This window comes from Pantoea sp. EKM101V, from assembly GCF_011800325.1.
Taxonomy (GTDB): domain Bacteria; phylum Pseudomonadota; class Gammaproteobacteria; order Enterobacterales; family Enterobacteriaceae; genus Pantoea; species Pantoea anthophila.
Map to the genome: position 1 here is coordinate 459680 of NZ_JAALFP010000002.1, position 25654 is coordinate 485333.

The following is a 25654-nucleotide window of genomic DNA, read 5'->3' on the forward strand; positions in this document are numbered from 1 at the left end:
GCGGCCTCACAGAAACATCAGGAAATAGAGCAGGAAAATGTTAACAATTAACAGTAGCACACCGGTTGGAATCTGAGCCCTGATCACCGCGTTACGGTCCGGCAGTTCCAGCAGCGCGGCCGGGACGATATTGAAATTCGCCGCCATCGGCGTCATCAGGGTGCCGCAGTAGCCGGAGAACATGCCAATCGCGGCCATCACCGCCGGATTACCGCCGTGCTGCAGCACTAAGATCGGGATGCCGACGCCTGCGGTAATAATCGGAAACGCGGCAAAAGCGTTCCCCATGATCATGGTCAACAGCGCCATTCCGACGGCATAAACGGTGACCGCGACAAAGCGGTTGTCTACCGCCAGCCAGGTCTCAGTCAGATGCGAAATCGCACCGCCCACGCCCGCGCTGGTAAAGAGCAGTCCCAGGGTGGCGAGAATTTGCGGCAGAATAAAGGCCCAGCCAACCGAATCCAGCAGACGGCGGGTCTCCTGCATCGACTGCACCGGTGTTTCATGAGTCAGTTTTAACGCCACCAGCCAGCCGATCAGACAGCCCACCATCATGGAGAAGAGCGTCACCAGCGTGGCGTGGTTGCCGGGTCCGAAAACCGCATCCTGCAGACCGGGAATATGGTTAAACGCCAGCACACCGATCACGGTCACGACCGGGATCGCCAGCGCGGGCAGAAACAGTTTATTGCCCAGACGCCCTGCGCTGGCCTGCTTCTCTTCATCACTGCGCTGATGATAACGACCCAGCCGGACACCCCCGAAACCGGCGATCAATGCCATCACGACCACAATGACACCGATGGTGATGTGCAGCATTCGGGTGCCCGCAGCATCCGAGCCCATCAGGCTGCTCATCATCTGCGTCGTCCAGCCCCCCACCAGAAATACCAGGCCATACAACGCCCAGAAGAGTCCGGTGCTAAAACGGCGCGGGTTTGCGCTGTCGCGCCAGGAGAGAATCGCGACCACCAGCAGGATAACGCCCGCCAGCCACATCAGATATTGTTGCTGGAACATTATTCACCTCCCCGGGCTTTCAGCGCCTGGTTGTTCAGCTGCTGAAGTTCCCGCGCCAGCTGACGATCCAGACGCATCAGACGCGCCGAGTGGATCAGAAAGGCGGCAAGCGCGGTCGGAATGCCCCATAACGCAATGTGCAGCGGTTCGGTCTGGATCCCGGCCGACTCCTGCATAAAGTTATGCATAAAGATAATCGCGCCAAATGCCACGAAGATATCCTCACCAAAGAAGAGGCCGACATTATCGGTGGCCGCAGACATGGCGCGCAGCCGGTAGCGCAGTTCAGGTGTGATCTCACCATAGCGGTTTTCCGTTGCCCCCTCTGCCATCGGGGCCAGCAACGGACGTACCATCTGCGGATGGCCACCCAGGCTGGTTAATCCCAGCGCGGCGGTGATTTCACGAACAAACAGATAGACGATCAGCAGACGTCCGGCGGTGGCCGTTTTTATCTGTGCGATCCATGCCTGTGCCCGCTCCTTCAACCCGTGACGCTCCAGCAGGCCAATGACCGCCAGCGGCAGCAGCAGAATCAGCGGCAGGTTACGGGTGTTCAGAAAACCGGCGCCGAGCTTTTCCAGAATATCCGCCAGCGGCATCATCGCCGCCAGACCGGTGACGAATCCGGCGACGATCACGACCAGCACCGGATTGAAACGTAACACGAAGCCGATAACGATGGCGGCAATGCCCAGTAACGGCCAGAGATTGACTGCACTTTCCATGGTTTTCCCTCAGAGTTGAAAAACCCGGCATAAGCCGGGCTAAATGTTATTCAGGCGCTGGTAACCGCAATCTGCTGAGCGGCGAAGGCATCACGCAACCGCCGGGCAAACTGCAGCGCGTGTGCGCCGTCGCCATGTAAGCAGACGGTCTGCGCATTCACCGCGACCCATTCACCACTGATACTTCTGACTTTGCCCTGCCGGACCATCGTCAGCGTCTGATCAATGGCCTGCTGTTCATCCTCAATCAGTGCGCCCGGTTCGCTGCGCGGCACCAGTGCCCCGCTGCTCAGGTAACCCCGGTCAGCAAAAACCTCTTCCCGGGTGCGTAAGCCGTAGTGCGCCGCGGCGCGGATCGATTCGCTGCCAGCCAGCCCTGTCACGATCAGCTGGCTGTCAACCGCCCTGATGGCGCGGGCGATGGTGTCAGCCAGCACCGGATCGGCTGCGGCCTGGTTGTAGAGCATGCCGTGCGGTTTGACGTGGACCAGCCGCGCCCCTTCACTTTCCGCCAGGCTTTTCAGCGCGCCAATCTGGTAGATCATCTGGGCGTAAAGCGTCTCCGGCGGCAGCTGCATGGCGCGGCGGCCAAAGTTTTCCCGGTCAGGAAACGAGGGATGCGCGCCGATGGCCACGCCCGATGCCTGCGCCCATCGCACCGACTGCAGCATGGTCTGCGCGTCACCGGCATGAAAGCCACAGGCGATGTTGGCAGAAGTGACCAGTTGCAGCAGTGCCTCATCGCTGGCGCAGCCCTCGCCGAGATCGGCATTTAAATCAATCTTCATTAAGCCCCCACATCATCTGATCCAGTGCGCGTTGCTGATGCTGGCGCGCCAGCATCGCCTCCGGCAGGGTGCAGTGAATAAAGTGAACAGGTTCACCCAGACGGATTTGCGCCAGGTGATAGAGATCGGCTTCGATAACCGAGGCGATGCGTGGATAGCCACCGGTGGTCTGGGCATCTGCCATCAGCACGATGGGCTGTCCGCTGGGTGGCACCTGAATCACGCCCGGCATGACGCCGTGTGACAGCAGTTCACGCGGACTTTCACGACTGAGTTGCCGCCCCTCCAGGCGGTAGCCCATCCGGTTACTTTGCGGGCTGAGTTTCCAGGCGGTGCGCCAGAATGCCTGCTGCGCGTCGCGGCTGAATTCGTGGTACTCCGGGCCGGGTAGCGCACGAATCCGGTTGCCCCACAGCAGTTGCCGCACCCCGACTTTGCGGTCGAACGTCCGGGTCGGTTTGCCCAGCGGCAGGCGATCGCCATCCTGCAAGATTCGCCCTTTGAAGCCGCCAAAACCCGCTTTGAGATCGGTGCTGAGCGAGCCGAGCATCTCCGGCAGATCAAAACCGCCCTGCACCGCCAGATAGCTGCGCATGCCGCGCTTCGGCATTGCCAGCGAGAGTATCTGCCCTTTTTTTACTGCGGTGCGCCAGCCTGTCCAGACCGGCTGACCATCCAGCTCCGCCTGACAGCCCGCCCCCGTCAGCGCAAACCAGCCATTGCGGGTAAACTCCGCTTTAAACTGGCCCAGCACGATCTCCAGCACCGCGCTGTGGGGCGCATTGCCCACCAGCACGTTGGCGGTAAACATAGCGGGATAGTCGAGCACGCCGCCGGGGCTGATGCCATACTGCCGCCAGCCAGCGCGACCGGCATCCTGAATCGTGGTGGCCAGTCCGGCTCGCAGAATGTTTAACATACGCCCTCCTGTTGCGGCACAAAGCGCACGCGGTCGCCGGGACGCAGTAATACAGGCGGTTGCTGGCGCGGATCGAACAGCGCGGTGGAGGTATGCCCGATCAGCTGCCAGCCACCGGGCGAGGCCAGCGGATAGATGCCAGTCTGGCTGCCACCGATGCCGACCGATCCGGCGGGCACCGCGACTCTGGGTTCAGCACGGCGAGGCGTGTGCAGACGGGAATCGAGTCCGCCGAGATAGGGGAAACCGGGCTGGAAGCCGATAAAAAACACCACATATTCGCTGCTGCTGTGCAGCTCAACCACCTGACGGGGCGTCAGTCCGGCATGTTCCGCCACTACGGTCAGATCGGGACCAGAGGAGCCGCCATAGATCACCGGGATCGACACCTCCCGCGACGCGGGAAATTCCGCCTCACTCTCCTCCCACCAGCGCTGAAGACGCTCTATCGCATCCAGCGCATTCTGCTGGGGATCGCGCAGGATCAGGGTGATGTTGTTCATGCCGGGGATCACTTCCTGCACGCTCTCATGATCGCGCAGCCGCTGATTGAGTCCCCAGATGCGTTGCTGGCTCTCCAGTGAAACCGGCGGTTCCAGCTCCAGCACGACAGCGCGTTCCCCTGATAAATAACACCGTGCTCGTTGCAACCGCTACCTCCCGCTCAGTTGAGATCGCGCCTGACCGTGCCGCCAAAAGCAGCGGTTCGGCCAGTGCCTTATCTACATAAAGCAAACAGTTATGCGAAAGTGACAGGAAGATGTCAATCAATAAGCTCCGCTGCAGGCACGCAGCAGCGTGGGTTCTCATCGAGAATAAGGACCTGAGCAGGCGCGCAGCAGCAGGAATAGCGTCAGGAAATAAGGCCCTGCGCAGGTGCGCAGGACCGGGAAGGACATCAGGCAGGGTTAGGAATATCGATGAAGGTTACGTCGAGATTGTGGTGCTGCGCCAGCCACTCGCCCAGCGCTTTTGCGCCGCCCCGCTCGGTAGCATGGTGCCCTGCGGCAAAGAAGTGCAGCCCCTGCTCACGCGCACTGTGGATGGTCTGTTCAGAAACTTCACCGGTAATGTAAGCATCGACGCCTGCGGCCGCAGCCTGGTCGATAAAGCCCTGTCCGCCTCCGCTGCACCAGGCAATACGGCGAATCAGGGCCGGCGCGTTGTCACCGCAATGCAGCGGCTGACGTCCCAGCCGCTCCCCGATTCGGCTGGCCAGCTGTTCGCCGGAGAGCGGCTCTGCCAGTTCCCCATGGAAAACGAGCGGCATCACTTCACCCCGGATTTCAATATCCAGCAGTTTTGCCAGCTGCGCGTTGTTGCCCAGTTCCGGGTGCGCATCAAGCGGCAGGTGCCAGCCGTAGAGATTGATATCATTCGCCAGCAGGGTCCGCAGACGGCGGCGCTTCATCCCTTTAATCGCGGCCGGTTCGCTTTTCCAGAAATAACCGTGATGGACGATTATCGCATCGGCCTCGCGGGCGACTGCCTCATCCAGCAATGCCTGACAGGCAGTGACACCGGTGATAACCCGCTTAACCTCACTGCGTCCCTCAACCTGTAAACCGTTGGGGGCATAATCGCTGAAGGTATGGCTGTTGAGATGCTGATTAATCAGCGCCTCCAGTTCGTAATGATTCATTCAGGCTCCTGCGAGGCCTCAGGCGGCGCTTTTGGCGCGCTCAAAGGCGTCTAATGTCTTTTTACGTGCGGCCTTATGATCCACGATTGGCGCCGGATAATCGAGTTTCTTATGATGCTTCTCCGCCCAGCGGTGCGGCTGGTGAATATCGCTGTCGGGGACATCGGCCAGTTCCGGCAGATAGTGGCGGATAAAATCGCCCTGCGGATCGAAGCGCTCGCCCTGGGTCGTCGGGTTAAAGATGCGGAAATAGGGTGCGGCGTCCGTCCCGGTTGACGCGGCCCACTGCCAGCCGCCATTGTTCGCCGCCAGATCGCCATCAATCAACTGCTGCATAAAATAGCGCTCCCCTTCGCGCCAGTCGATCAGCAGATCTTTCACCAGAAAGCTGGCGGTGATCATGCGTAACCGGTTATGCATCCAGCCCATCTCTTTCATCTGCCGCATCGCAGCGTCAACGATCGGAAAGCCCGTTTTTCCCGCTTTCCAGGCGTCGAAATGGGCCTCATTGCGCTGCCATTCCACCCGGTGCGTCCAGTCAACAAAGGGCTTATGGCGGCACAGGGAGGGATAGGCGACCAGCAGATGCCGGTAAAATTCACGCCAGATGAGTTCATTCAGCCAGGTAAATGCGCGGCTGTTGTCCAGCGCATCGGGATGTTCATGCAGGACACGATGCAGACACTGGCGGGGCGACAGCACGCCTGTTGCCAGATAAACCGACAGACGGCTGGTCGCATCCAGCGCAGGCAGATCGCGTTTATCGGGATAGTCCAGCACCGGCTGTTTAGCGAAGTGGCGCAGACGCTTCAGCGCCGCGGTTTCGCCTGGCGGAAAAAGATCCCGGTCAAACTCGCCTTTGGGGTAGTCAAATGCAGGAATCGCCTGGGTCTTCAGCGGTGCGCCTTCACGCGCTTTTGGCGCAGGGACGCACTCCGGCAACCCCTGCTGAAGACGTCGGACAAAGGCTTTGCTGAAGGGCGTGAACACCTTATACATGGAGCGGTCGCCGCTATGTACGCTACCGGGTGCCAGCAGCAGACTGTCATCAAATCCCTGACAGATAACCCCCGCTTTGTCGAGACGCTTTTCAGCTTCTGCATCACGCTGACGCTCATTGACCTCATACTGATAGTTATAGAAAAGCTGGTCGACCTTCTGCTTTTTACAAAACTCCGCCAGAGCATCAATGCTGTCACTGAAGGTGCTACACGCCTGGTAGTGCAGTCTGATGCCCCGCTCTGCCAGCGCATCCTGCACTTCCAGCAGGCTGGCGTGGATAAAGGCAGCCTGTTTAGGTGACATCTCATGCTGTTGCCACTGTTCCGGCGTCGCCATGAAGAGCGCAATGACGTTCGCCTTGCTGTCGCGACAGGCGGCGTGCAGCGCCAGATTATCGTTGATGCGTAAGTCGTTACGCAGCCAGACCAGATGGGTGGTCATACGCCTCCTGAATTACTGTCCGTAGCGTAAGCACAAGGCTTCGGGATAGGGGTCAAAATAACGTTGCTGAGCCAGCCACGGATGCGGGAACTCCGCCATGTAGTGCTTGAGGATGGTGATCGGCACCAGCAGCGGCTGCGTCCCCTGGCGATAGCGATCGATCAGCGTGGCCAGCTCCTGACGCTGTGGCGAGCTGAGCTGACGGCGGAAATAGCCCTGCACGTGCATCAGGACATTGGTGTGATTGCGGCGTGACGCGGGACGAGACATCAGCGCCATCATGCGGTTGCGGTATTCAAACGCAAAGGCGTCCAGCGAATCCCACTGGCTCATGGAAGCGACAAAAGGTCCCAGCTCGCGATATTTTTCCTGCGAGTGTGCCAGCATCATCAGCTTGTAGCGGCTGTGGAAGGCGATCAGCCCGTGGCGGGTCAGTCCCTGTTGCCACATCTGATTAAACTCATGCAGCGCGCAGATGCGGCCGATAAAGTTTTCACGCAGCGTCGGATCGTGCAGGCGACCATCTTCTTCCAGCGGCAGCCAGGGCATTTCGCGCTGCAGAAATTCAGCGAAGATGCCGGTGCCAACTTTGCGGTTGTTGTTGGTGTCAGGTTCATAGACCCGCACACGCTCCATGCCACAGCTGGGGGATTTGGCGCACAGGATGTAGCCCGAAAGATGATGCAGCGATTTTACCCGCTCTGCTGACCAGTCACGCATCTGGCGGGTGACTTCTTCTCCGCCATCTTTGCTGAAGCAGAGGTGCAAGTCATCATCATCGCCCTGCTTCACCAGCCGTAATGCCGGACGCGGTGTAGGCAAACCGATTGCCATTTCAGGACAGATCGGCTCAAAACGGACAAAGGGCGTAAGATCCTGGGTCGCAAAAGTAAGACGCTTATGGCCACCATCAAACCTGACGCTATCGCCGAGCAGGCATGCACTGATTCCAACGGGGATTTTATTGCTCATACTTGTACAACCTCTGAAATCTTGTAGAGGTTTAAGTGTAGCGTAAAATGGTCAGGAAGACAGCGTTAAAGCAACAGGTTGCTCTCATTATTGTAGAAAAAAAGTAAAAAAAAGCCCGGTCTGCTGACCGGGCCTGTTTGCTGACAGGAGGCTTTACCAGAAGACGCCGCCTGCCGCTTCTGACTGGGCCAGCCAGACCGGTTTGGCGCTGGTTTTACACCAGATGCGGTGCAGATAGCTATAGAAACGGGCGCGATCCTGGCGAAAAAGCATGACAGGAAGCGCCATAACGCCGAGAAGAACCACCAGCGTGCGGCGTGCAATAATTTTGTAGCGTGGATAAGCCTGATACATGGTTTTTCCTCCCGGCGAGCGAAACGGTGCGAATGTGATCTGTGTCTGACTTTACGCCAGATTGTGTAATTTTACTACTCATCTGACCACTCAATTACCGCTATTTTTGCTGTTTAAGAATCAGCCTGTAATTAAGTTACACAAAGGTTATCGCAAGGTTATTGAAGAGTTGAAAGTGGCCGAACGATCAAGCCGCCGGACGGCAGCCAGAAATATTGATAAAGTAGCGCTTCGGCACCCCGTTAAGGCAGGTATTGCGTGACCACGGTTTTGATCGTTGAAGATGAAAAAGAGATCCGTCGCTTTGTCCGGCTCGCACTGGAGAGTGAAGCCCTTAAAGTTTTTGATGCAGATACGCTGCAGCGCGGACTGATTGAGGCAGCGACCCGTAAACCCGATCTGGTTATCCTGGATCTGGGCCTGCCGGATGGGGATGGCACCGATTTTATCCGCGATCTGCGCCAGTGGAGTGCCATGCCGGTGATTGTATTGTCCGCGCGCAGTGATGAGCAGGATAAGATCGCGGCACTGGATGCCGGTGCGGATGACTATCTGACCAAACCCTTTGGCATCGGCGAACTGATGGCGCGCGTGCGGGTTGCGCTGCGCCGTCATAGCAGTCAGCAGCCCGACGCCCGGGTTCATTTTGCCGATGTCAGTGTCGATTTTGCCGCACGACGGGTGCAGCGCGGCGACAGTGAGGTTCACCTCACTCCTATTGAATTTCGCCTGCTGAGTATTCTGCTGAACAATGCCGGGAAGGTGCTGACACAGCGGCAACTGCTGAGCCAGGTCTGGGGACCGAATGCGGTGGAGCACAGCCACTATCTGCGCATCTATATGGGACATCTGCGTCAGAAGCTGGAAGCCAACCCGACACAGCCTGCCCATCTGCTGACAGAAACCGGCATCGGCTACCGTTTTATGCCATGAAAAAAGGCGCCAGAGGCGCCTGCAGAAAGCTGACAAAGCCCAGGTCGGATCAATCTGACCGCAATACTTAGGCTCAAGGCGCAGGGAACACGGACAGAAGAGGAAAGCGTCCCGCGCCAGGGATGGCGCGGGCCGAGCCTGTCATGGATGACGGCTTTTGCGTCTTTCCGATCTGTCCGTGTTCCCTGAGCTGCACGGCCTCACAGCAATGAGAACCGCGCCTTGTCACTTACTCTGTGAGGCACCCACGGCGCCTTTTCATTGCCCGACGGCTCAGGCGTTTTTCAGCACTTCGCTGACAATCTCTACTGCTTCTTTCTCGATCTGCGCGCGGTGTTCTGCGCCCAGGAAGCTTTCACAGTAAATCTTGTAGGCGTCTTCAGTGCCTGACGGACGGGCCGCAAACCAGCCATTCTCCGTCATCACTTTCAGACCGCCAATGGATGCGCCATTGCCCGGTGCTGCCGTCAGGCGAGCGGTGATCGGGTCACCTGCCAGTGTATCCGCGCTGACCATCTCAGGAGAGAGCTTCGACAGCGCCGCTTTCTGCTCGGAAGTCGCTGATGCCTGCAGACGGTTGTAGCTCGGCGCACCAAAGCGTGCAGCCAGCTCATCGTAATGCTGCTGAGGGTTTTTACCGGTCACGGCAGTAATCTCAGCCGCCAGCAGACACATGATGATGCCATCTTTGTCCGTTGACCACGGCGTACCATCGAAACGCAGGAATGAGGCACCCGCGCTCTCTTCGCCACCGAAGCCGAAGCTGCCGTCATACAGACCATCAACAAACCACTTGAAGCCGACCGGCACTTCCACCAGCTTGCGACCAATGTCATTAACCACACGGTCAATCATGGCGCTGGAAACCAGGGTTTTGCCGACGGCAACGTCCTGGCCCCACTGCGGACGATGCTGGAACAGGTAGTTAATCGCCACAGCCAGATAGTGGTTTGGATTCATCAGACCCGCCGGGGTCACAATGCCGTGACGGTCATAATCAGGATCGTTACCGAATGCCAGATCAAACTTGTCGCGGTAAGCCAGCAGGCCTGCCATGGCGCTTTCAGACGAGCAGTCCATGCGCACCACGCCATCTTTATCCAGATGCATAAAGCGGAAAGTCTGATCGACCGCGTCATTGACCAGCGTCAGATCCAGCTTGTAGTGTTCCGCAATGCGCTGCCAGTAGGCGATACCTGAACCACCAAGCGGATCAACACCCAGCTTCAGGCCCGCTTTCTGGATAGCCGGGAAATCGATAATTTCGGCCAGGCCTTCAATGTAAGGCTGAATCAAATCTTTCTCGACCACATGACCGCTGGCCAGTGCCTGCTCCAGTGGCAGACGCTTAACCTCTTTCAGGCCATCTTTGATCAGCTGATTAGCGCGATCTTCCACCACTTTGGTGACGTTGGTATCAGCCGGTCCGCCATTAGGTGGGTTGTACTTGATGCCGCCATCTTCCGGTGGGTTATGGGACGGCGTAATCACGATGCCGTCAGCCAGCGGGCCACCCGATTTGTTGTGCTCAAGGATCGCATTTGAGATGGCAGGGGTCGGCGTATAGCCATTGTCCTGCTGCACAATCACGTCAACGCCATTCGCTGCCAGCACTTCCAGCACCGACAGGATTGCCGGCTCAGAGAGCGCATGCGTATCTTTGCCGACGTAGCAAGGCCCGGTGATGCCGTTCTTTTTACGCTCTTCAGCAATCGCCTGTGCAATCGCCAGAATGTGCATCTCGTTGAAGCTTTGACGCCCTGCACTGCCGCGATGGCCAGAGGTGCCAAATTTCACCGCATGTTCCGGGTTCGCCACATCGGGCTGCAGGACATAATATTGTGACGTTAATTGTGCAACGTTAATCAAATCGCTCTGCTGGGCGGGTTGCCCGGCACGTGGGTGATTGGCCATCGGCGCTGCTCCCTGACGCTTAAGTTTTAGATGGTGCCGCAAACTTTTTCGGTGAGTTCCGCAGGGAACTGCATCGACAGCATGATGTGTTCGATCATGCTGCATTTACGGCCGGTATTGGTGTTGGTGATCACCCAGTACGGCGTGCCGGGCACATGCTTCGGCTTAGTATGGGTGCCATTCTGCAACAGCGTATGCTCATCACCTGCAAAGTAGACGCGGGTGCGGCCCTGCAGCGATGCAGTGGCCTCAGCAAAGGCTGCGGTATCAAGACGATAGAGCGTTGACAAAACGAGCATAAAGCGATTGACCGCCCGCTTCTGCTCCGCATATTCATCGGAGAGCAGCAGCTCACGCATCGCGCGCACACGATCCTGCGGGCGCGAACCCACAGGCGCAGACGGCGCCTCTTTCGCTGCATCTTTTGAGGCAGGCTGAGCCGGCGAAGCGGGTGCCGTCTGACCGGCCGTAAACTTCAGCATACGACGCAGAATGTCAGATGCGCTTTCACCAATGTGCTGCGTGTGGCTGGCAATATAACGGTAGAGCTCTTCGTCAACTTCGATCGTTTTCATCTTATTCCGTACGGTTCTTTCTCATGACAGAACCACCTCTTTCCTGAAAAGCCCTGAGTATAGTCAGACAATTCAACGGATGTGCGGGTTCTAACATGAGGATTATAAAGTTAAATTCAGGCGGGTTGTTAGCAATCAAACGGTTTACGGGCAAAAGTCAGAATATGTCCTAATGCCGCCGGAACCGGCGCGCCTGAAAAGGTGAAACCATGATAACCTAAGCTCAGGTCTCAAACTTAAGAACTTTGCTATGATTTTGAACGCCCGTCTGCAAACTGAACAATCCCCTGCTGATTCTCTGCCCATCCTGCTTATTCACGGTCTGTTTGGCAGTCTGGACAACCTCGGCGTGCTGGCCCGTGGCCTGAAAGATGCCGGGCCACTGCTGCAGGTGGATGTCCGTAACCATGGACTCTCGCCGCGATCGGAGGAGATGAACTACGCTGTAATGGCGCAGGATATGGTCGATACGCTGGATGCGCACGGCATCGATCGCGTCGCGGTCATCGGTCATTCGATGGGCGGTAAAATCGCCATGACCATGAGCGCGCTGGTGCCGGATCGCATTGAGCGGCTGGTGATGATCGATATCGCGCCGGTCGATTATCAGACCCGGCGTCACGACCTGATCTTTGCCGGTATTCGCGCCGTCTCAGAGGCAGGTGTGACGCTGCGCAGCGAGGCGGCCCGCATTATGCGGCCGGTGATTGAAGAAGAAGGGGTCATTCAGTTCCTGCTGAAGTCATTTCATGACGGGCAATGGCGCTTTAACGTGCCGGTGCTGTGGGATAACTACCCTACCCTTTCTGGCTGGCAGCCTGTTCCCGCCTGGCCTCATCCGGCTCTCTTTATCCGCGGCGGCGACTCCAGTTACCTGGATAACCGCTATCGCGATGCGTTACTTCAGCAGTTCCCGGCGGCGCAGGCCCACGTGATCGGCGGGGCGGGCCACTGGGTGCATGCCGAGAAGCCCGATGCCGTTTTGCGCAGTGTGCGGCGTTTTTTTGCGCTTTAAAAGCAAATAGATGGCAGTAAAGGTTTAGGATTGGCGTCCGGAGTAAGCGTGCAGTATGATGGCGCGCTAAAATTTTGCCGCAGGTCGATTTTTCTGCGGCAACGGCCAATAATTTATAATCTGCGCGGTGAGCGTCTGGCGCCCGCACCCATTCAGTTTTACTAAGCCATGGCAAAAGAACACACTGACCGCACGACGCTCGATCTGTTTGCTGATGAGCGCCGCCCGGGTCGCCCCAAAACCAGTCCGCTTTCGCGTGATGAACAGCTGCGCATCAATAAGCGCAATCAACTGAAACGTGACAAAGGGCGCGGACTGCGTCGTGTCGAATTGAAAATGAACAGTGAGGCCGTCGATGCACTTAATACGCTGGCCGCGCAGCGTAATCTCAGCCGCAGCGAACTGATTGAACAGATGCTGCTGGCGCAGCTCAAACTGGATTGATGCGGGCAAATCGCACGCAGGAGCAAATGTCGAGGCTTTAACCGTTCCGCGGGTTTGTCTCGTCTGCTATTATTCGCAGAAATGTGCTGCGGCACACATCTCATTATCAGGATTTAAGAGGTTATTTTACTCATGGCACTCGTAGGCATCTTCTTTGGCAGCGATACCGGCAACACCGAAAACATTGCAAAAATGATCCAGAAACAGCTGGGTAAAGATGTTGCAGAAGTGCATGACATCGCGAAAAGTACAAAAGAAGACCTGGAAGCGTTTGATATCCTGCTGCTGGGCATCCCGACCTGGTACTACGGTGAAGCGCAGTGCGACTGGGATGACTTCTTCCCGACGCTGGAAGAGATCGATTTCAACGGCAAGCTGGTTGCCGTGTTTGGCTGTGGCGACCAGGAAGATTACGCTGAATATTTCTGTGATGCGATGGGCACAATCCGCGACATTATCGAGCCGCACGGCGCCGTTATCGTGGGTCACTGGCCAACAGAAGGCTACCATTTCGAAGCCTCAAAAGGTCTGGCTGATGAGACGCACTTCCTGGGCCTGGCCATTGACGAAGATCGTCAGCCTGAGCTGACCAGCCAGCGCGTCGATCAGTGGGTTAAGCAGATTTTTGATGAACTGCAGCTGAAAGAGATCATCGAAGCCTGATGCACCCCGCCTCAATGTGAGCGCCAGCTCACATTGAGGCAATGGAATTTCCTATAGAAATAATAGCCACATTTTTTTAACTTTCTTCGTTTAATCTGTAGAATACCCGCATCGATCTTCCGCGTATTAGCTCAGGCGGTATGACGCAGTGATGTGCTGAAAGACCTCTGCCAGAATCCTCCCCGGCCCGGTGAAGCTTCCCCCATCGCCCATGATGATTCACGGCCCTCAGGTTTTCATTTCATCCCCTGAGCTCTATAATGAGACGCAAATGCGAATGAGCACAGATCGACATTCAAGGCGACAAGCCACAAAAGTGAATATTAGTAACAGGACAAAATCCGCATGACTGACAACAACACCGCATTAAAGAAGGCTGGCCTGAAAGTGACACTGCCCAGACTGAAAATTCTGGAAGTGCTTCAGGAACCTGAGTGCCATCACGTCAGCGCGGAAGATTTGTATAAACGCCTGATCGACATCGGCGAAGAGATTGGCCTGGCCACCGTTTACCGCGTGCTGAACCAGTTCGACGACGCCGGTATTGTGACCCGTCACAACTTTGAAGGCGGCAAATCCGTTTTCGAACTGACGCAGCAGCATCACCACGATCACCTGATCTGCCTGGACTGTGGCAAGGTTATCGAGTTCAGCGATGAATCCATCGAAACGCGTCAGCGTGAAATCGCGACCCGCCACGGCATCAAGCTGACCAACCACAGCCTCTATCTGTACGGACACTGTACGCTGGGCGACTGCCGTGAAGATGAGACCCTGCACGACCAGTAATCTGGCGGGCGGAAATAAAAAAACCGGTTACGTGACCGGTTTTTTTTCGTCTGTGCTCTGCTGAACCCTCAGGCCACCAGCGTCTCCTGCAGATAACGCCAGCGTGGATTCGAGCTGCTGCAATCCAGAATCGCCAGCGAAATACGGCTCTGGTTATTACCATTCAGCATCTGCATCTCACGATACTGCACGGTGATCTCATTTTCGTGATGAGAGAGTATGACGTGCTCACAGGTCGCAATTCGCATCCCTTCCCGCTGCCCCTGCAGCTGTCGGAAAAGCTCTTCGACCGCGTTAAGATCGTACTCTTTACCTTTTGGCGTCACCATGCGGAAATCAGGATGGAAAAAGGACATCATCAGCTCAAAGCTGTCATCCGATCCGGCAGGCTGATTAAAAATACGTTCAATGAGCTGATGTAAAACAACGACACTGTGTTTGGCTTCCTGAGCGAGGACTGGCATTTTTTTTCCTTATATAACCCGCTTTGCTACCTCTTAGAGCGCATAGCCTACCTGAAAGCGGACAATTCACATCCTGAAATTGATTAATTTTTTTAAACTCAGATTTCTCTCACAAGGCAGTCCGGGCAGGATTTGCGTTAAGCCAGAATAAACGTCGGCAATTCTCAACACAGGGGCAATAAAAAAGGGCGATTAATCGCCCTTTTGTCATTTTATGAGGTCAGCCTCAAACGATTATTCGCCCGTTTTAGCCCAGGTATCGCGAAGCCCTACGGTGCGGTTAAACACCAGCTGCGTCGGTTTAGAGTAAACGCTGTCGGCGCAGAAATAGCCTTCACGCTCAAACTGGAACGGGGTGGCTGCTTCCACATCGCGCAGGCTCGGTTCGACGAAACCATTTTTGATACTCAGTGAATCAGGGTTGATCACCGCCAGGAAATCTTCAGCCGCGGCCGGATTCGGCACGCTGAACAGTCGGTCATAGAGGCGGAACTCGGCAGGCTGCGCATGATCCGCAGACACCCAGTGAATCACTCCCTTCACCTTGCGGCCATCGGCCGGATCTTTGCTCAGGGTATCCACGTCGCTGGTGCAGTAGATGCAGGTAATGTTGCCCGCTTCATCTTTGGCTACCCGCTCTGCACGGATCACATAGGCGTTGCGCAGACGGACTTCTTTGCCCAGAACCAGACGTTTATATTGTTTGTTCGCCTCTTCGCGGAAATCTGCACGGTCAATCCAGATCTCACGGCTGAACGGCACTTCACGCGTGCCCATTTCCGATTTACCCGGATGGTTAGGCATGGTGATGACCTCGTTGTGACCGGCGGGCAGGTTTTCGATCACCACTTTCAGGGGATCGAGTACTGCCATCGCGCGTGGCGCATTTTCGTTCAGATCATCACGGATGCAGGATTCCAGTGACGCCATCTCGACGATGTTATCCTGCTTGGTCACGCCAATACGACGGCAGAACTCACGGATAGAAGCCGCGGTGTAACCACGACGGCGCAGACCTGAAACGGTCAGCATGCGTGGATCGTCCCACCCTTCTACGTGCTTCTCGGTCACCAGCTGAGTGAGTTTGCGTTTTGACATCACCGCATACTCCAGATTCAGGCGCGAGAACTCATACTGGCGCGGATGAACCGGAATCGTGATGTTGTCCAGCACCCAGTCATAAAGACGGCGGTTGTCCTGGAACTCCAGCGTACAGAGCGAGTGCGTAATGCCTTCCAGCGCATCGGAAATGCAGTGGGTAAAGTCATACATCGGGTAGATGCACCACTTGTTGCCGGTCTGGTGATGTTCCGCAAACTTGATGCGGTAAAGCACCGGATCGCGCATAACGATGAAGTTCGAAGCCATATCGATTTTGGCGCGCAGACAGGCCGTGCCTTCCGCAAAGCCACCGTTTCGCATTTTTTCAAACAGCGCCAGGTTCTCTTCCACGCTGCGATCGCGATACGGGCTGTTTTTACCCGGCTCTTTCAGGGTGCCACGATATTCGCGAATCTGATCCGGGCTCAGCTCATCAACGTAAGCCAGCCCTTTGGTTATCAGCTCAACGGCATAGTTGTAGAGCTGATCGAAATAGTCTGATGAGTAGCAGACTTCACCGCTCCACTCAAAACCCAGCCACTGGACGTCACGCTTGATGGATTCAACGAATTCCATATCCTCTTTAACCGGATTGGTATCGTCGAAACGCAGGTTGCATTGCCCCTGATAATCCTGGGCGATGCCAAAATTCAGACAGATCGATTTCGCATGACCAATGTGCAGATAGCCATTGGGCTCCGGCGGAAAACGGGTATGCACGCTGCTGTGCTTACCGCTCGCCAAATCTTCGTCAATGATCTGACGAATAAAGTTAGTTGGGCGGGCTTCAGCCTCACTCATCTCAAAAATCCTCAATACGAATAACGGGTGATTTGTACCACGAAGTAACGGAGTATGATCCACAAAGCGTCTGAGGGAAACAACCGTTTGTTAAGCCTTTAAAACAAAAAAGGCAGGAATCGCTTCCTGCCTGTGGGGTTCTGTTGCGGGGATTAGCCTTTCACTTCATACAGCGGGGTTTCACCTGCGACGACCGGACCGTGGGCCAGGAGTGTCAGACCCGCGAAATCTTCACTGTTACTGACCACCACCGGACTCACCATTGAGCGGGCATTCGCGTTCAGGAATTCAAGATCCATCTCCAGCACCGGCTGACCGGCTGCCACGCTGGCACCCTCTTCCGCCAGTCGGGTAAAGCCTTTTCCGTCCAGCGCCACAGTATCGAGTCCCATGTGAACCACGATCTCGACACCGTTGTCGGTTTCCAGACAGAACGCATGATTGGTATTGAAGATTTTCACCAGCGTACCGGCAATCGGTGCCACAACCCATTTGTCGCTGGGTTTGATGGCCAGCCCGTCGCCTACCGCTTTGCTGGCAAAGGCTTCATCCGGAACCGCATCCAGTGCCACGACCTCTCCCGTTACCGGTGCCAGCAGCGTCGCAATAACGCGCTTCTCGCTGTTCAGCACGGCCTGCGGTTTAACCTCCGGCTCTGCCGCTGGCGTCGTACCGGAAGCAGCTGCCGCGACCGGGCCTTTGGCCAGCACTTTTTTCATGGCAGAGGCGATGCCTTCGGCCTGGGTGCCGACAATGATCTGCACGCTCTGTTTATTCAGACGGATAACGCCGGACGCGCCCAGACGCTTCGCCACGCTCTCGTTGACCTGAGCCGAATCGTTCACGTTCAGACGCAGACGGGTGATGCAGGCGTCAATGCTGGTCAGGTTAGCGGAGCCACCGACCGCACCGATGTAGCGACGTGCCAGGGATTCCGTGGCGCTTTCGCCGTTATCGCTGTTGTCCACGTTGACGTCATAACCATCGCTTTCATCACCGGCCACCGCCAGCTCGCGGCCAGGGGTCATCAGATTGAATTTTTTGATGGTGAAGCGGAAGACCACGTAATAGATAGTAAAGAACACCAGCCCCTGCGGGATCAGCATGTACCAGTGAGTCGCCAGCGGGTTACGGGTCGACAGCACCATATCCACCAGCCCGGCGCTGAAACCAAATCCGGCGATCCAGTGCATGCTGGCGGCGATGAAGACAGAAATACCGGTCAGTACGGCGTGGATCAGATAAAGCACCGGTGCCACGAACATGAAGGAGAACTCCAGCGGTTCGGTGATACCGGTAAAGAAGGCGGCAAACGCAGCGGCCAGCATGATACTGCCCACTTTGACGCGATTTTCAGGACGCGCGCAGTGATAGATAGCCAGCGCAGCACCAGGCAGACCAAACATCATGATCGGGAAGAAGCCCGCCTGATAGCGACCGGTGATGCCCACGGTGGCCGACCCATCCGCCAGTGACTGCGCACCGCCGAGGAATTTAGGAATGTCATTAATGCCGGCCACATCGAACCAGAACACGGAGTTCAGCGCGTGATGCAGACCGACCGGAATCAGCAGACGGTTAAAGAAGGCGTAAATACCGGCCCCGACCGAGCCAAGCTTCTGGATATGCTCGCCAAAGCCTACCAGACCATTGAAGATAACCGGCCAGATATACATCAGGATAAAGGCGACGAAGATCATCAGGAACGAAACAAGAATCGGCACCAGCCGGCGTCCGCTGAAGAAAGAGAGCGCCTTAGGCAGTTCGACGTGGCTGAAGCGGTTATAGACTTCTGCCGAGAGAATCCCGACCAGAATACCGACAAACTGATTATTAATTTTGCCAAAGGCAGCAGGCACCTGCTCAACCGGCATTTTCTGAATCATCGCCACCGCCGCTGGTGAGCAGAGCGTGGTGACCACCAGGAAACCGACAAAGCCGGTCAGGGCCGCCGCACCATCTTTATCTTTCGACATGCCGTAAGCGACACCGATCGCAAACAGCACGGACATATTTTCGATGATAGCGGCACCAGACTTGATCAATAAGGCTGCCAGCGCATTACCTGCCCCCCAGCTGTCCGGATCAATCCAGTACCCTACCCCCATAAGTATCGCTGCCGCTGGCAGGGTGGCAACCGGCACCATCAGTGCCCGCCCTACCTTCTGTAAATAACTTAACATGGACCTTCCCCCTATGAGCCTGACTTGTCGCTTTGCGCCGCTTAATGTTGTTATGTCAGCTGCAAAGATTGTGAATACACTGCATGTCACGCAGCGAAGTGTAATGACAAATTAATTCGCCTCGCAAATTAAAACCCCGACATATGTGATTTTTATCACTAAAAAACATCGGGTCACACTGCAACATCTGGCTATGAATGCAAACTTATTTTATGATCCGAAATATTAAATTGCGCTCCGGCCGTGGCGAGAATAGAAAATCTGTTCAGGCTGATGATTTACGCAACGGTTCAGCGATCCCCTTTCCATTTCAAATGAGGTGAAACATGAGACTGATTCCTTTAGCGACGCCAACCCAGGTCGGCAAATGGGCCGCCCGACATATCGTTAACCGCATCAACGCGTTTAACCCGACGGCGGAAAAACCTTTCGTCCTGGGTCTGCCTACCGGCGGTACGCCACTGGAGGCATACAAACACCTGATTGATATGCACAAAGCGGGCCAGGTCAGTTTTAAGCATGTTGTGACGTTCAATATGGATGAATATGTGGGCCTGCCAAAAGAGCATCCGGAGAGCTATCACAGCTTCATGTATCGTAATTTCTTCGATCACGTTGATATTCAACCGGAAAATATCAACCTGCTGAATGGTAATGCACCCGATATTGACGCAGAATGTCGTCAGTACGAAGAGAAAATTCGCGCGCTGGGTAAAATTCACCTGTTTATGGGGGGTGTCGGAAACGACGGCCATATCGCCTTTAACGAACCGGCCTCATCGCTGGCTTCGCGAACCCGCATTAAAACCCTGACCCATGATACCCGCGTAGCGAACTCTCGCTTCTTCAACGGCGACGTTGACCAGGTGCCTAAATACGCGCTGACGGTCGGCGTCGGCACGCTGCTGGATGCAGAGGAAGTGATGATTCTGGTTACCGGCCATGTTAAAGCGCAGGCCCTGCAGGCGGCGGTTGAAGGCAACGTCAACCATATGTGGACCATCAGCTGCCTGCAGCTGCACGCAAAATCGGTGGTGGTGTGTGATGAGCCGGCCACCATGGAACTGAAAGTGAAAACCGTGAAATATTTCCGCGAAATGGAAGCGGAAAATATGAAAGGCGTGTAACAGAACAGTGACCTGCTGTTACGCTGCGTGACAGCAGGCCAGGACGGGAGAAGAGAGATGTACGCATTAGTCAACGGTCGCATCTACAGCGGTCATGAGATTCTGGATAACTACGCGGTCGTGGTTGACGGGACGCAGATTGCGCACGTCTGCCCGCGTGAAGCGGTTGCGGCGGATGTTGAATTGCGGGATGTGGCGGGTGCCATCATTGCGCCAGGCTTTATCGATCTACAGCTTAACGGCTGTGGTGGCGTGCAGTTCAATGACGACATTGATGCGCTCAGCGTTGAAACGCTGGAGATCATGCAGCGCGCCAATGAGAAATCGGGCTGCACCAGCTTTTTACCGACGCTGATCACCAGCAGCGATGCCCTGATGAAGCGGGCCATTGAAACCATGCGCGCCTATCTGCAGAAGCATCAGCATCAGGCGCTGGGTCTGCATCTGGAAGGCCCGTGGCTCAGCAAGGCGAAGAAAGGCACCCACGATCCGGCGCTGATTCGCCTGCCGGATGCGGCGATGGTGCAGTATCTGTGTGACAACGCCGATGTCATCACCAAAGTGACGCTGGCGCCGGAGAATGCCGGTCGCGAGGTGATTCGGCAGCTGACTGACGCCGGGATCATTGTGTCTGCCGGTCACTCCAGTGCAACGTATGAAGAGGCGAAAGCGGGCTTCTCGGCTGGCGTGAGTTTTGCGACACACCTTTACAACGCGATGCCCGCCTTTGCCGGTCGTGAACCGGGGCTTATCGGTGCGCTGTTTGATTCGCCTAATGTATACTGCGGCATTATTGCGGATGGTTTACATGTACATTACGCTAACGTGCGCAATGCTAAACGCATAAAAGGCGACAAGCTGGTGCTGGTAACGGATGCCACCGCACCGGCGGGCGCGGCAATCAGTGAGTTTATTTTTGCTGGCAAAACAATCTATTATCGTGACGGGCTCTGTGTTGACGAAAACGGCACACTCAGTGGTTCAGCCCTGACGATGATTGAAGCGGTACAGAACAGCGTCGAGCATGTGGGTATCGCACTGGACGAAGCATTGCGCATGGCATCACTCTACCCGGCACGGGCGATGGGCGTGGAAAAACAGTTAGGCTCGATCGAAGCAGGAAAAATCGCGAACCTGACTGTGTTTACGCGCGACTTTAAAATCATTAAGACGTTTGTCAACGGAGACGACGTCCTGAGCGAGTAAGCACTGAATGACCACTGGCGGCCAGTCACAAATAGGAAATGTCGATCTTGTTAAGCAACTTAATAGCGCAGCGGTTTACCGGCTGATTGATCAACAGGGGCCGATATCGCGCATTCAGATTGCCGAACTCAGCCAGCTCGCCCCCGCCAGCGTCACGAAAATTACCCGCCAGTTGATTGAGCGCGGCCTGATCAAAGAGGTAGACCAGCAGGCGTCTACCGGTGGTCGCCGCGCTATCTCGATTATCACTGAAACCCGCCACTTCCAGACTATCGGCGTCCGGCTCGGCCGTCACGATGCCACCCTTACGCTGTTTGACCTCAGCGGCAAATCGCTGGCGCAGGAGGATTATGCGCTGCCGGAACGCACCCAGGAGACGCTGGAGCATGCGCTGTTTAATGCCATCAGCGGCTTCATCGAGCAGCACCAGCGTAAAATCCGCGAGCTGATCGCCATTTCCGTGATCCTGCCCGGCCTGGTCGACCCGATTAACGGCGTGATTCGCTATATGCCGCACATCGCTGTCAGCCACTGGCCGCTGGTCGCCAGCCTGAAGAAACGCTTTAACGTCACCAGTTTTGTGGGTCACGATATCCGCAGTCTGGCGCTGGCCGAGCACTACTTCGGTGCAAGCCGCGACTGTGCTGACTCAATTCTGGTGCGGTTACACCGGGGGACCGGTGCAGGCATTATCGCCAACGGCCATATTTTTCTCGGCAGCAACGGTAACGTCGGCGAGATCGGCCACATTCAGGTCGATCCGTTAGGCGAACGCTGCCACTGCGGTAACTTTGGCTGCCTGGAAACCATTGCTGCCAATGGCGCCATTGAAAACCGTGTGCGTCACCTGCTGAATCAGGGCTACCCCAGTGTGCTGACGCTGGAGGCGTGCCAGATGCCCCACATCTGCAAAGCGGCGAATCAGGGTGATGCCCTGGCCTGTGAAGTGATCGAGCATGTGGGGCGCTATCTCGGCAAAGCGATTGCCATCGCCATCAACCTGTTTAATCCACAAAAAGTGGTGCTGGCGGGAGAGATTACCGAAGCAGAAAAAGTGCTGCTGCCCGCGATTGAGGGCTGCATTAATACCCAGGCATTAGAGGCCTTCCGTAAGCATCTGCCGGTTGTTCGTTCGACACTGGATCATCGTTCTGCGATTGGTGCCTTTGCGCTGGCTAAACGTGCCATGCTTAACGGCATTCTGCTGCAACACCTTCTGGAAGATTAAGCTCACCCGCTGCTGTGGCGGGCCACACCGGATCTGACTATGACCATAAAAAGCGTAATTTGTGATATCGATGGCGTGCTGATGCACGACAACACGGCCGTTCCCGGCGCACAGGAATTTCTGCAGCGCATTCTGGCCAAAGAGATGCCGCTGGTGGTGCTGACCAACTACCCTTCGCAGACTGAGCAGGATCTGGCTAACCGTTTTGCCTCAGCAGGCGTTGAGGTGCCCGATTCCGTCTTCTACACCTCGGCAATGGCCACCGCGGACTTCCTGCGCCGTCAGGAGGGCAAAAAGGCGTATGTGATTGGTGAGGGCGCGCTGATTCATGAACTCTACAAAGCGGGCTTTACCATTACCGATGTGAATCCCGACTTTGTGATTGTCGGAGAGACCCGCTCCTTTAACTGGGACATGATGCATAAAGCGGCCTTCTTTGTTGCCAACGGCGCTCGCTTTATTGCCACCAATCCCGATACCCATGCGCGTGGGTTTATTCCCGCCTGTGGCGCACTCTGTGCGGGGATTGAGAAGATATCCGGCCGCAGCCCCTTTGTTGTGGGTAAACCAAGCCCTTACATCATGCGTGCCGCGCTGAACAAAATGCAGGCTCACTCCGAAGAGACGGTCATCGTCGGCGATAACCTGCGCACCGATATTCTGGCCGGTTTCCAGGCGGGTCTGGAGACGGTGCTGGTGCTCTCTGGCGTTTCCACCCTGAGCGATATTGACGCGATGCCGTTCCGCCCGGACTGGATCTATCCCTCTGTTGCCGATATTGACCTGTTCTGATTCAGTTTGCTTATGACGCATCCGGCTGAATTGTGATGCGTCTCCCCTTTTTCTCCGCTTTTACCCCCTGTTTGCCGCCTGATTTTTGCTCAAAAAATGCATTTCATTGCGGATCCAACAACAAATAAGCTCTTAAATTATCGTTTATTCAATTTTATCGTCATGTAATCAATATTTTTATCAGTAAATCACGATTCCTCTTGCATTGACGGCACCAAATAGCGCATTTTCTTATCTATCACGCAGCGTCAGGCTGCCGGACAAACCTAAAAGATAACATCGCCGTAAGGTGAGCTCAGGAGTCAGTTATGTGTTCAATTTTTGGTGTGCTGGATCTGAAAAGCGATCCTGTTGAGCTGCGCAAAAAGGCGCTGGAATGTTCACGCTTAATGCGTCATCGCGGCCCGGACTGGTCAGGCGTCTACGCTGATGACCATGCCATCCTGGCGCATGAACGTCTCTCAATTGTTGACGTTAACAACGGCGCACAGCCGCTGTACAACGCCGACCACACCCATGTCCTGGCAGTCAACGGCGAAATTTATAACCATCAGGCGCTGCGCGCGGAACTCAGCGATCGCTATGCGTTTCAGACCGGTTCTGACTGTGAAGTGATTCTGGCGCTCTATCAGGAGAAAGGGGTCGACTTCCTTGATGACCTGGAAGGCATGTTCGCCTTTATCCTCTATGACAGCGTAAAAAACACCTGGCTGATTGGCCGTGACCATATCGGGATTATCCCGCTCTATATGGGTAACGATGAGCATGGCAACCTCTATGTCGCGTCAGAAATGAAAGCGCTGGTACCGGTCTGCCGTTCGATTAAAGAGTTTCCGCCGGGAAGCTACCTCTCCAGCACCGATGGCGAAATCCGTCGTTACTGGCAGCGTGACTGGATGGAGTACAAAAACGTTGAGCACAACACCACCGATGCGGCCGGCCTGAAGCATGCGCTGGAAGAGTCTGTGAAAAGTCACCTGATGTCAGATGTGCCTTATGGTGTGCTGCTATCGGGCGGCCTGGACTCCTCCATCATTTCTGCCGTGACCAAACGTTTTGCGGCAAAGCGTGTTGAAGACCAGGATAAAAGTGATGCGTGGTGGCCACAGCTTCACTCCTTTGCTGTCGGGCTGGAAGGCTCACCCGATCTGAAAGCGGCGAAAGCCGTGGCGGAACATCTGGGCACCGTGCACCATGAGATTCATTTCACCGTGCAGGAAGGTCTGGATGCGATTCGCGATGTGATTTATCACATTGAAACCTATGACGTCACCACCATCCGTGCCTCCACGCCGATGTACTTAATGTCGCGTAAAATCAAGGCAATGGGCATCAAGATGGTGCTGTCAGGCGAAGGCGCAGATGAAGTGTTCGGCGGCTATCTCTACTTCCATAAAGCCCCCAACGCTAAAGAGTTCCACGAAGAAAACGTGCGTAAACTGCAGGCGCTGCATATGTTTGACTGTGCCCGCGCCAACAAAGCGATGTCCGCCTGGGGCGTTGAGGCCCGCGTGCCGTTCCTGGATAAAAAATTCCTGGATGTGGCGATGCGTATCAACCCGGAAGATAAAATGTGTGGCAGCAACGGCAAAATGGAGAAGCACATTCTGCGTGAATGTTTCTCCTCTTACCTGCCGGAAAGCGTGGCGTGGCGTCAGAAAGAGCAGTTCTCAGATGGCGTCGGTTACAGCTGGATTGACTCGCTGAAAGAGGTGGCTGCGAAGCAAATCAGCGACCAGCAGCTGGCAACCGCTCACTTCCGCTTCCCGCACAACACGCCGGGGTCGAAGGAAGCCTATCTCTACCGTGAGATCTTTGAAGAGCTGTTCCCGCTGGCCAGCGCCGCGGAGTGTGTGCCTGGCGGTCCATCAGTAGCCTGTTCGTCAGCCAAAGCGATCGAGTGGGACGAGGCGTTTAAAAACATGAACGATCCATCAGGTCGTGCCGTTGGTGTGCATCAGTCAGCCTATCAATAAGCCGACTGAGCACGGTCAGAATGGGCCCGCTGCGGCCCATTTTTTTGACGGTTAGCGTTGTATTCACTGAAAAATTGCCGAATAAACCGCCATGCTGGTTATAAGCCACGCAAACAGCCATAACCAGGCAAAAATCGGTAAAAAAATTGTTGACGCTGTCAGGTCAACTCCGCATAATGCGCCCCGCAACGCCGATGAAGGTAACGCGAAAAAAAGATGGCTACGTAGCTCAGCTGGTTAGAGCACAGCACTCATAATGCTGGGGTCACAGGTTCGATTCCCGTCGTAGCCACCATCTTTTTTTGCGGGAGTGGCGAAATTGGTAGACGCACCAGATTTAGGTTCTGGCGCCGCAAGGTGTGCGAGTTCAAGTCTCGCCTCCCGCACCATTTCATTATTCGGCAGCGTGGATGGGATATCGCCAAGCGGTAAGGCACCGGTTTTTGATACCGGCATTCCCTGGTTCGAATCCAGGTATCCCAGCCAATTTTGATGATTCTCGATGCTGAGAACGGACGAATGGGATATCGCCAAGCGGTAAGGCACCGGTTTTTGATACCGGCATTCCCTGGTT

At 55.7% G+C, this 25654-nt stretch carries 24 protein-coding genes and 3 tRNA genes; 13 read left to right on the forward strand and 14 right to left on the reverse strand.

The window, feature by feature from the left end; translation table 11 throughout:
• Positions 1-6: 6 nt before the first annotated feature.
• The 9 genes from HFD92_RS06045 to HFD92_RS06085 all read right to left on the reverse strand — a co-directional run bounded on the left by HFD92_RS06045 (position 7) and on the right by HFD92_RS06085 (position 7869).
• A complete protein-coding gene (locus HFD92_RS06045; RefSeq protein ID WP_185185190.1) occupies positions 7-1026 on the reverse strand; it encodes a DUF979 domain-containing protein in 1020 nt (339 codons plus the stop codon).
• The gene (locus HFD92_RS06050; protein WP_009091426.1) at positions 1023-1751 is read right to left on the reverse strand and encodes a DUF969 domain-containing protein; all 729 of its coding nucleotides are present in this window, start codon (positions 1749-1751) and stop codon (positions 1023-1025) included. Before HFD92_RS06050 ends, HFD92_RS06045 begins: the two co-directional genes overlap by 4 nt.
• 50 nt (positions 1752-1801) lie before the next feature.
• Entirely contained in the window at positions 1802-2539 is a 738-nt protein-coding gene (gene pxpA, locus HFD92_RS06055; protein ID WP_009091428.1) for a 5-oxoprolinase subunit PxpA, read from the reverse strand.
• Complete coding sequence (gene pxpC / locus HFD92_RS06060) at positions 2529-3458, reverse strand: 5-oxoprolinase subunit PxpC (protein ID WP_167428494.1); 930 nt, start codon at positions 3456-3458, stop codon at positions 2529-2531. The genes pxpA and pxpC overlap by 11 nt, the downstream gene beginning before the upstream one ends.
• The gene (pxpB, locus tag HFD92_RS06065; RefSeq protein ID WP_111208935.1) at positions 3452-4108 is read right to left on the reverse strand and encodes a 5-oxoprolinase subunit PxpB; all 657 of its coding nucleotides are present in this window, start codon (positions 4106-4108) and stop codon (positions 3452-3454) included. The genes pxpC and pxpB overlap by 7 nt, the downstream gene beginning before the upstream one ends.
• Positions 4109-4356: 248 nt before the next feature.
• Positions 4357-5100, reverse strand: coding sequence for a type 2 GTP cyclohydrolase I (locus HFD92_RS06070; RefSeq protein WP_111208936.1), 744 nt, complete (start codon positions 5098-5100; stop codon positions 4357-4359).
• Positions 5101-5118: 18 nt separating this feature from the next.
• Entirely contained in the window at positions 5119-6543 is a 1425-nt protein-coding gene (phrB, locus tag HFD92_RS06075) for a deoxyribodipyrimidine photo-lyase (RefSeq protein ID WP_167428495.1), read from the reverse strand.
• Positions 6544-6555: 12 nt separating this feature from the next.
• Positions 6556-7515: a 2-thiouracil desulfurase family protein gene (locus HFD92_RS06080; protein WP_111208938.1), complete on the reverse strand. Its 960-nt coding sequence runs from the start codon at positions 7513-7515 to the stop codon at positions 6556-6558.
• A 153-nt stretch (positions 7516-7668) separates the two neighbouring features.
• Positions 7669-7869, reverse strand: coding sequence for a YbfA family protein (locus tag HFD92_RS06085; protein WP_009091439.1), 201 nt, complete (start codon positions 7867-7869; stop codon positions 7669-7671).
• Between the two features lie 258 nt (positions 7870-8127).
• On the opposite strand from HFD92_RS06085, the gene kdpE reads away from it, so the two are divergent.
• Positions 8128-8802: a two-component system response regulator KdpE gene (gene kdpE, locus HFD92_RS06090; RefSeq protein ID WP_009091441.1), complete on the forward strand. Its 675-nt coding sequence runs from the start codon at positions 8128-8130 to the stop codon at positions 8800-8802.
• 273 nt (positions 8803-9075) lie between these two features.
• Here the strand turns inward: kdpE and pgm are convergent, their stop codons facing one another.
• On the reverse strand, positions 9076-10716 hold the full coding sequence (pgm, locus tag HFD92_RS06095) for a phosphoglucomutase (alpha-D-glucose-1,6-bisphosphate-dependent) (protein ID WP_167428496.1): 1641 nt from the start codon (positions 10714-10716) through the stop codon (positions 9076-9078).
• Between the two features lie 26 nt (positions 10717-10742).
• Positions 10743-11291 (reverse strand): replication initiation negative regulator SeqA, encoded by a 549-nt coding sequence (gene seqA, locus HFD92_RS06100; protein WP_009091446.1) that lies wholly within the window; start codon positions 11289-11291, stop codon positions 10743-10745.
• A gap of 250 nt (positions 11292-11541) precedes the next feature.
• Between seqA and ybfF the strand changes: the two genes are divergently transcribed.
• From ybfF to fur, 4 genes are all read left to right on the forward strand, one after another.
• A complete protein-coding gene (gene ybfF / locus HFD92_RS06105) occupies positions 11542-12306 on the forward strand; it encodes an esterase (RefSeq protein WP_009091448.1) in 765 nt (254 codons plus the stop codon).
• Between the two features lie 168 nt (positions 12307-12474).
• A complete protein-coding gene (gene ybfE / locus HFD92_RS06110) occupies positions 12475-12750 on the forward strand; it encodes a LexA regulated protein (RefSeq protein WP_167428497.1) in 276 nt (91 codons plus the stop codon).
• 132 nt (positions 12751-12882) lie between these two features.
• Entirely contained in the window at positions 12883-13413 is a 531-nt protein-coding gene (gene fldA / locus HFD92_RS06115; RefSeq protein WP_167428498.1) for a flavodoxin FldA, read from the forward strand.
• Between the two features lie 345 nt (positions 13414-13758).
• Positions 13759-14202: a ferric iron uptake transcriptional regulator gene (gene fur / locus HFD92_RS06120; RefSeq protein ID WP_009091454.1), complete on the forward strand. Its 444-nt coding sequence runs from the start codon at positions 13759-13761 to the stop codon at positions 14200-14202.
• Between the two features lie 68 nt (positions 14203-14270).
• On the opposite strand, the gene HFD92_RS06125 is transcribed toward fur, so the two are convergent.
• The 3 genes from HFD92_RS06125 to nagE all read right to left on the reverse strand — a co-directional run bounded on the left by HFD92_RS06125 (position 14271) and on the right by nagE (position 18751).
• Positions 14271-14666: a hypothetical protein gene (locus HFD92_RS06125; protein WP_009091456.1), complete on the reverse strand. Its 396-nt coding sequence runs from the start codon at positions 14664-14666 to the stop codon at positions 14271-14273.
• 234 nt (positions 14667-14900) lie between these two features.
• The gene (gene glnS, locus HFD92_RS06130; protein ID WP_167428499.1) at positions 14901-16568 is read right to left on the reverse strand and encodes a glutamine--tRNA ligase; all 1668 of its coding nucleotides are present in this window, start codon (positions 16566-16568) and stop codon (positions 14901-14903) included.
• A 152-nt stretch (positions 16569-16720) separates the two neighbouring features.
• Positions 16721-18751, reverse strand: coding sequence for an N-acetylglucosamine-specific PTS transporter subunit IIBC (gene nagE / locus HFD92_RS06135; protein WP_167428500.1), 2031 nt, complete (start codon positions 18749-18751; stop codon positions 16721-16723).
• Positions 18752-19077: 326 nt separating this feature from the next.
• On the opposite strand from nagE, the gene nagB reads away from it, so the two are divergent.
• The 8 genes from nagB (at position 19078) to HFD92_RS06175 (ending at position 25566) form a co-directional block, all read left to right on the forward strand.
• Entirely contained in the window at positions 19078-19878 is an 801-nt protein-coding gene (nagB, locus tag HFD92_RS06140; protein WP_009091462.1) for a glucosamine-6-phosphate deaminase, read from the forward strand.
• A gap of 57 nt (positions 19879-19935) precedes the next feature.
• On the forward strand, positions 19936-21084 hold the full coding sequence (nagA, locus tag HFD92_RS06145) for an N-acetylglucosamine-6-phosphate deacetylase (protein ID WP_167428501.1): 1149 nt from the start codon (positions 19936-19938) through the stop codon (positions 21082-21084).
• A 7-nt stretch (positions 21085-21091) separates the two neighbouring features.
• Positions 21092-22312, forward strand: coding sequence for an N-acetylglucosamine repressor (locus HFD92_RS06150; protein WP_046101417.1), 1221 nt, complete (start codon positions 21092-21094; stop codon positions 22310-22312).
• A gap of 39 nt (positions 22313-22351) precedes the next feature.
• A complete protein-coding gene (locus tag HFD92_RS06155; RefSeq protein WP_009091467.1) occupies positions 22352-23104 on the forward strand; it encodes an HAD-IIA family hydrolase in 753 nt (250 codons plus the stop codon).
• Between the two features lie 308 nt (positions 23105-23412).
• Positions 23413-25080, forward strand: a complete 1668-nt coding sequence (gene asnB, locus HFD92_RS06160) for an asparagine synthase B (protein ID WP_046101416.1) — start codon at positions 23413-23415, stop codon at positions 25078-25080.
• Positions 25081-25298: 218 nt separating this feature from the next.
• Positions 25299-25375 (forward strand) — tRNA-Met (locus tag HFD92_RS06165).
• A gap of 9 nt (positions 25376-25384) precedes the next feature.
• Positions 25385-25469, forward strand: a tRNA-Leu gene (locus tag HFD92_RS06170).
• Between the two features lie 22 nt (positions 25470-25491).
• A tRNA-Gln gene (locus HFD92_RS06175) sits at positions 25492-25566 on the forward strand.
• Positions 25567-25654 lie beyond the last annotated feature (88 nt).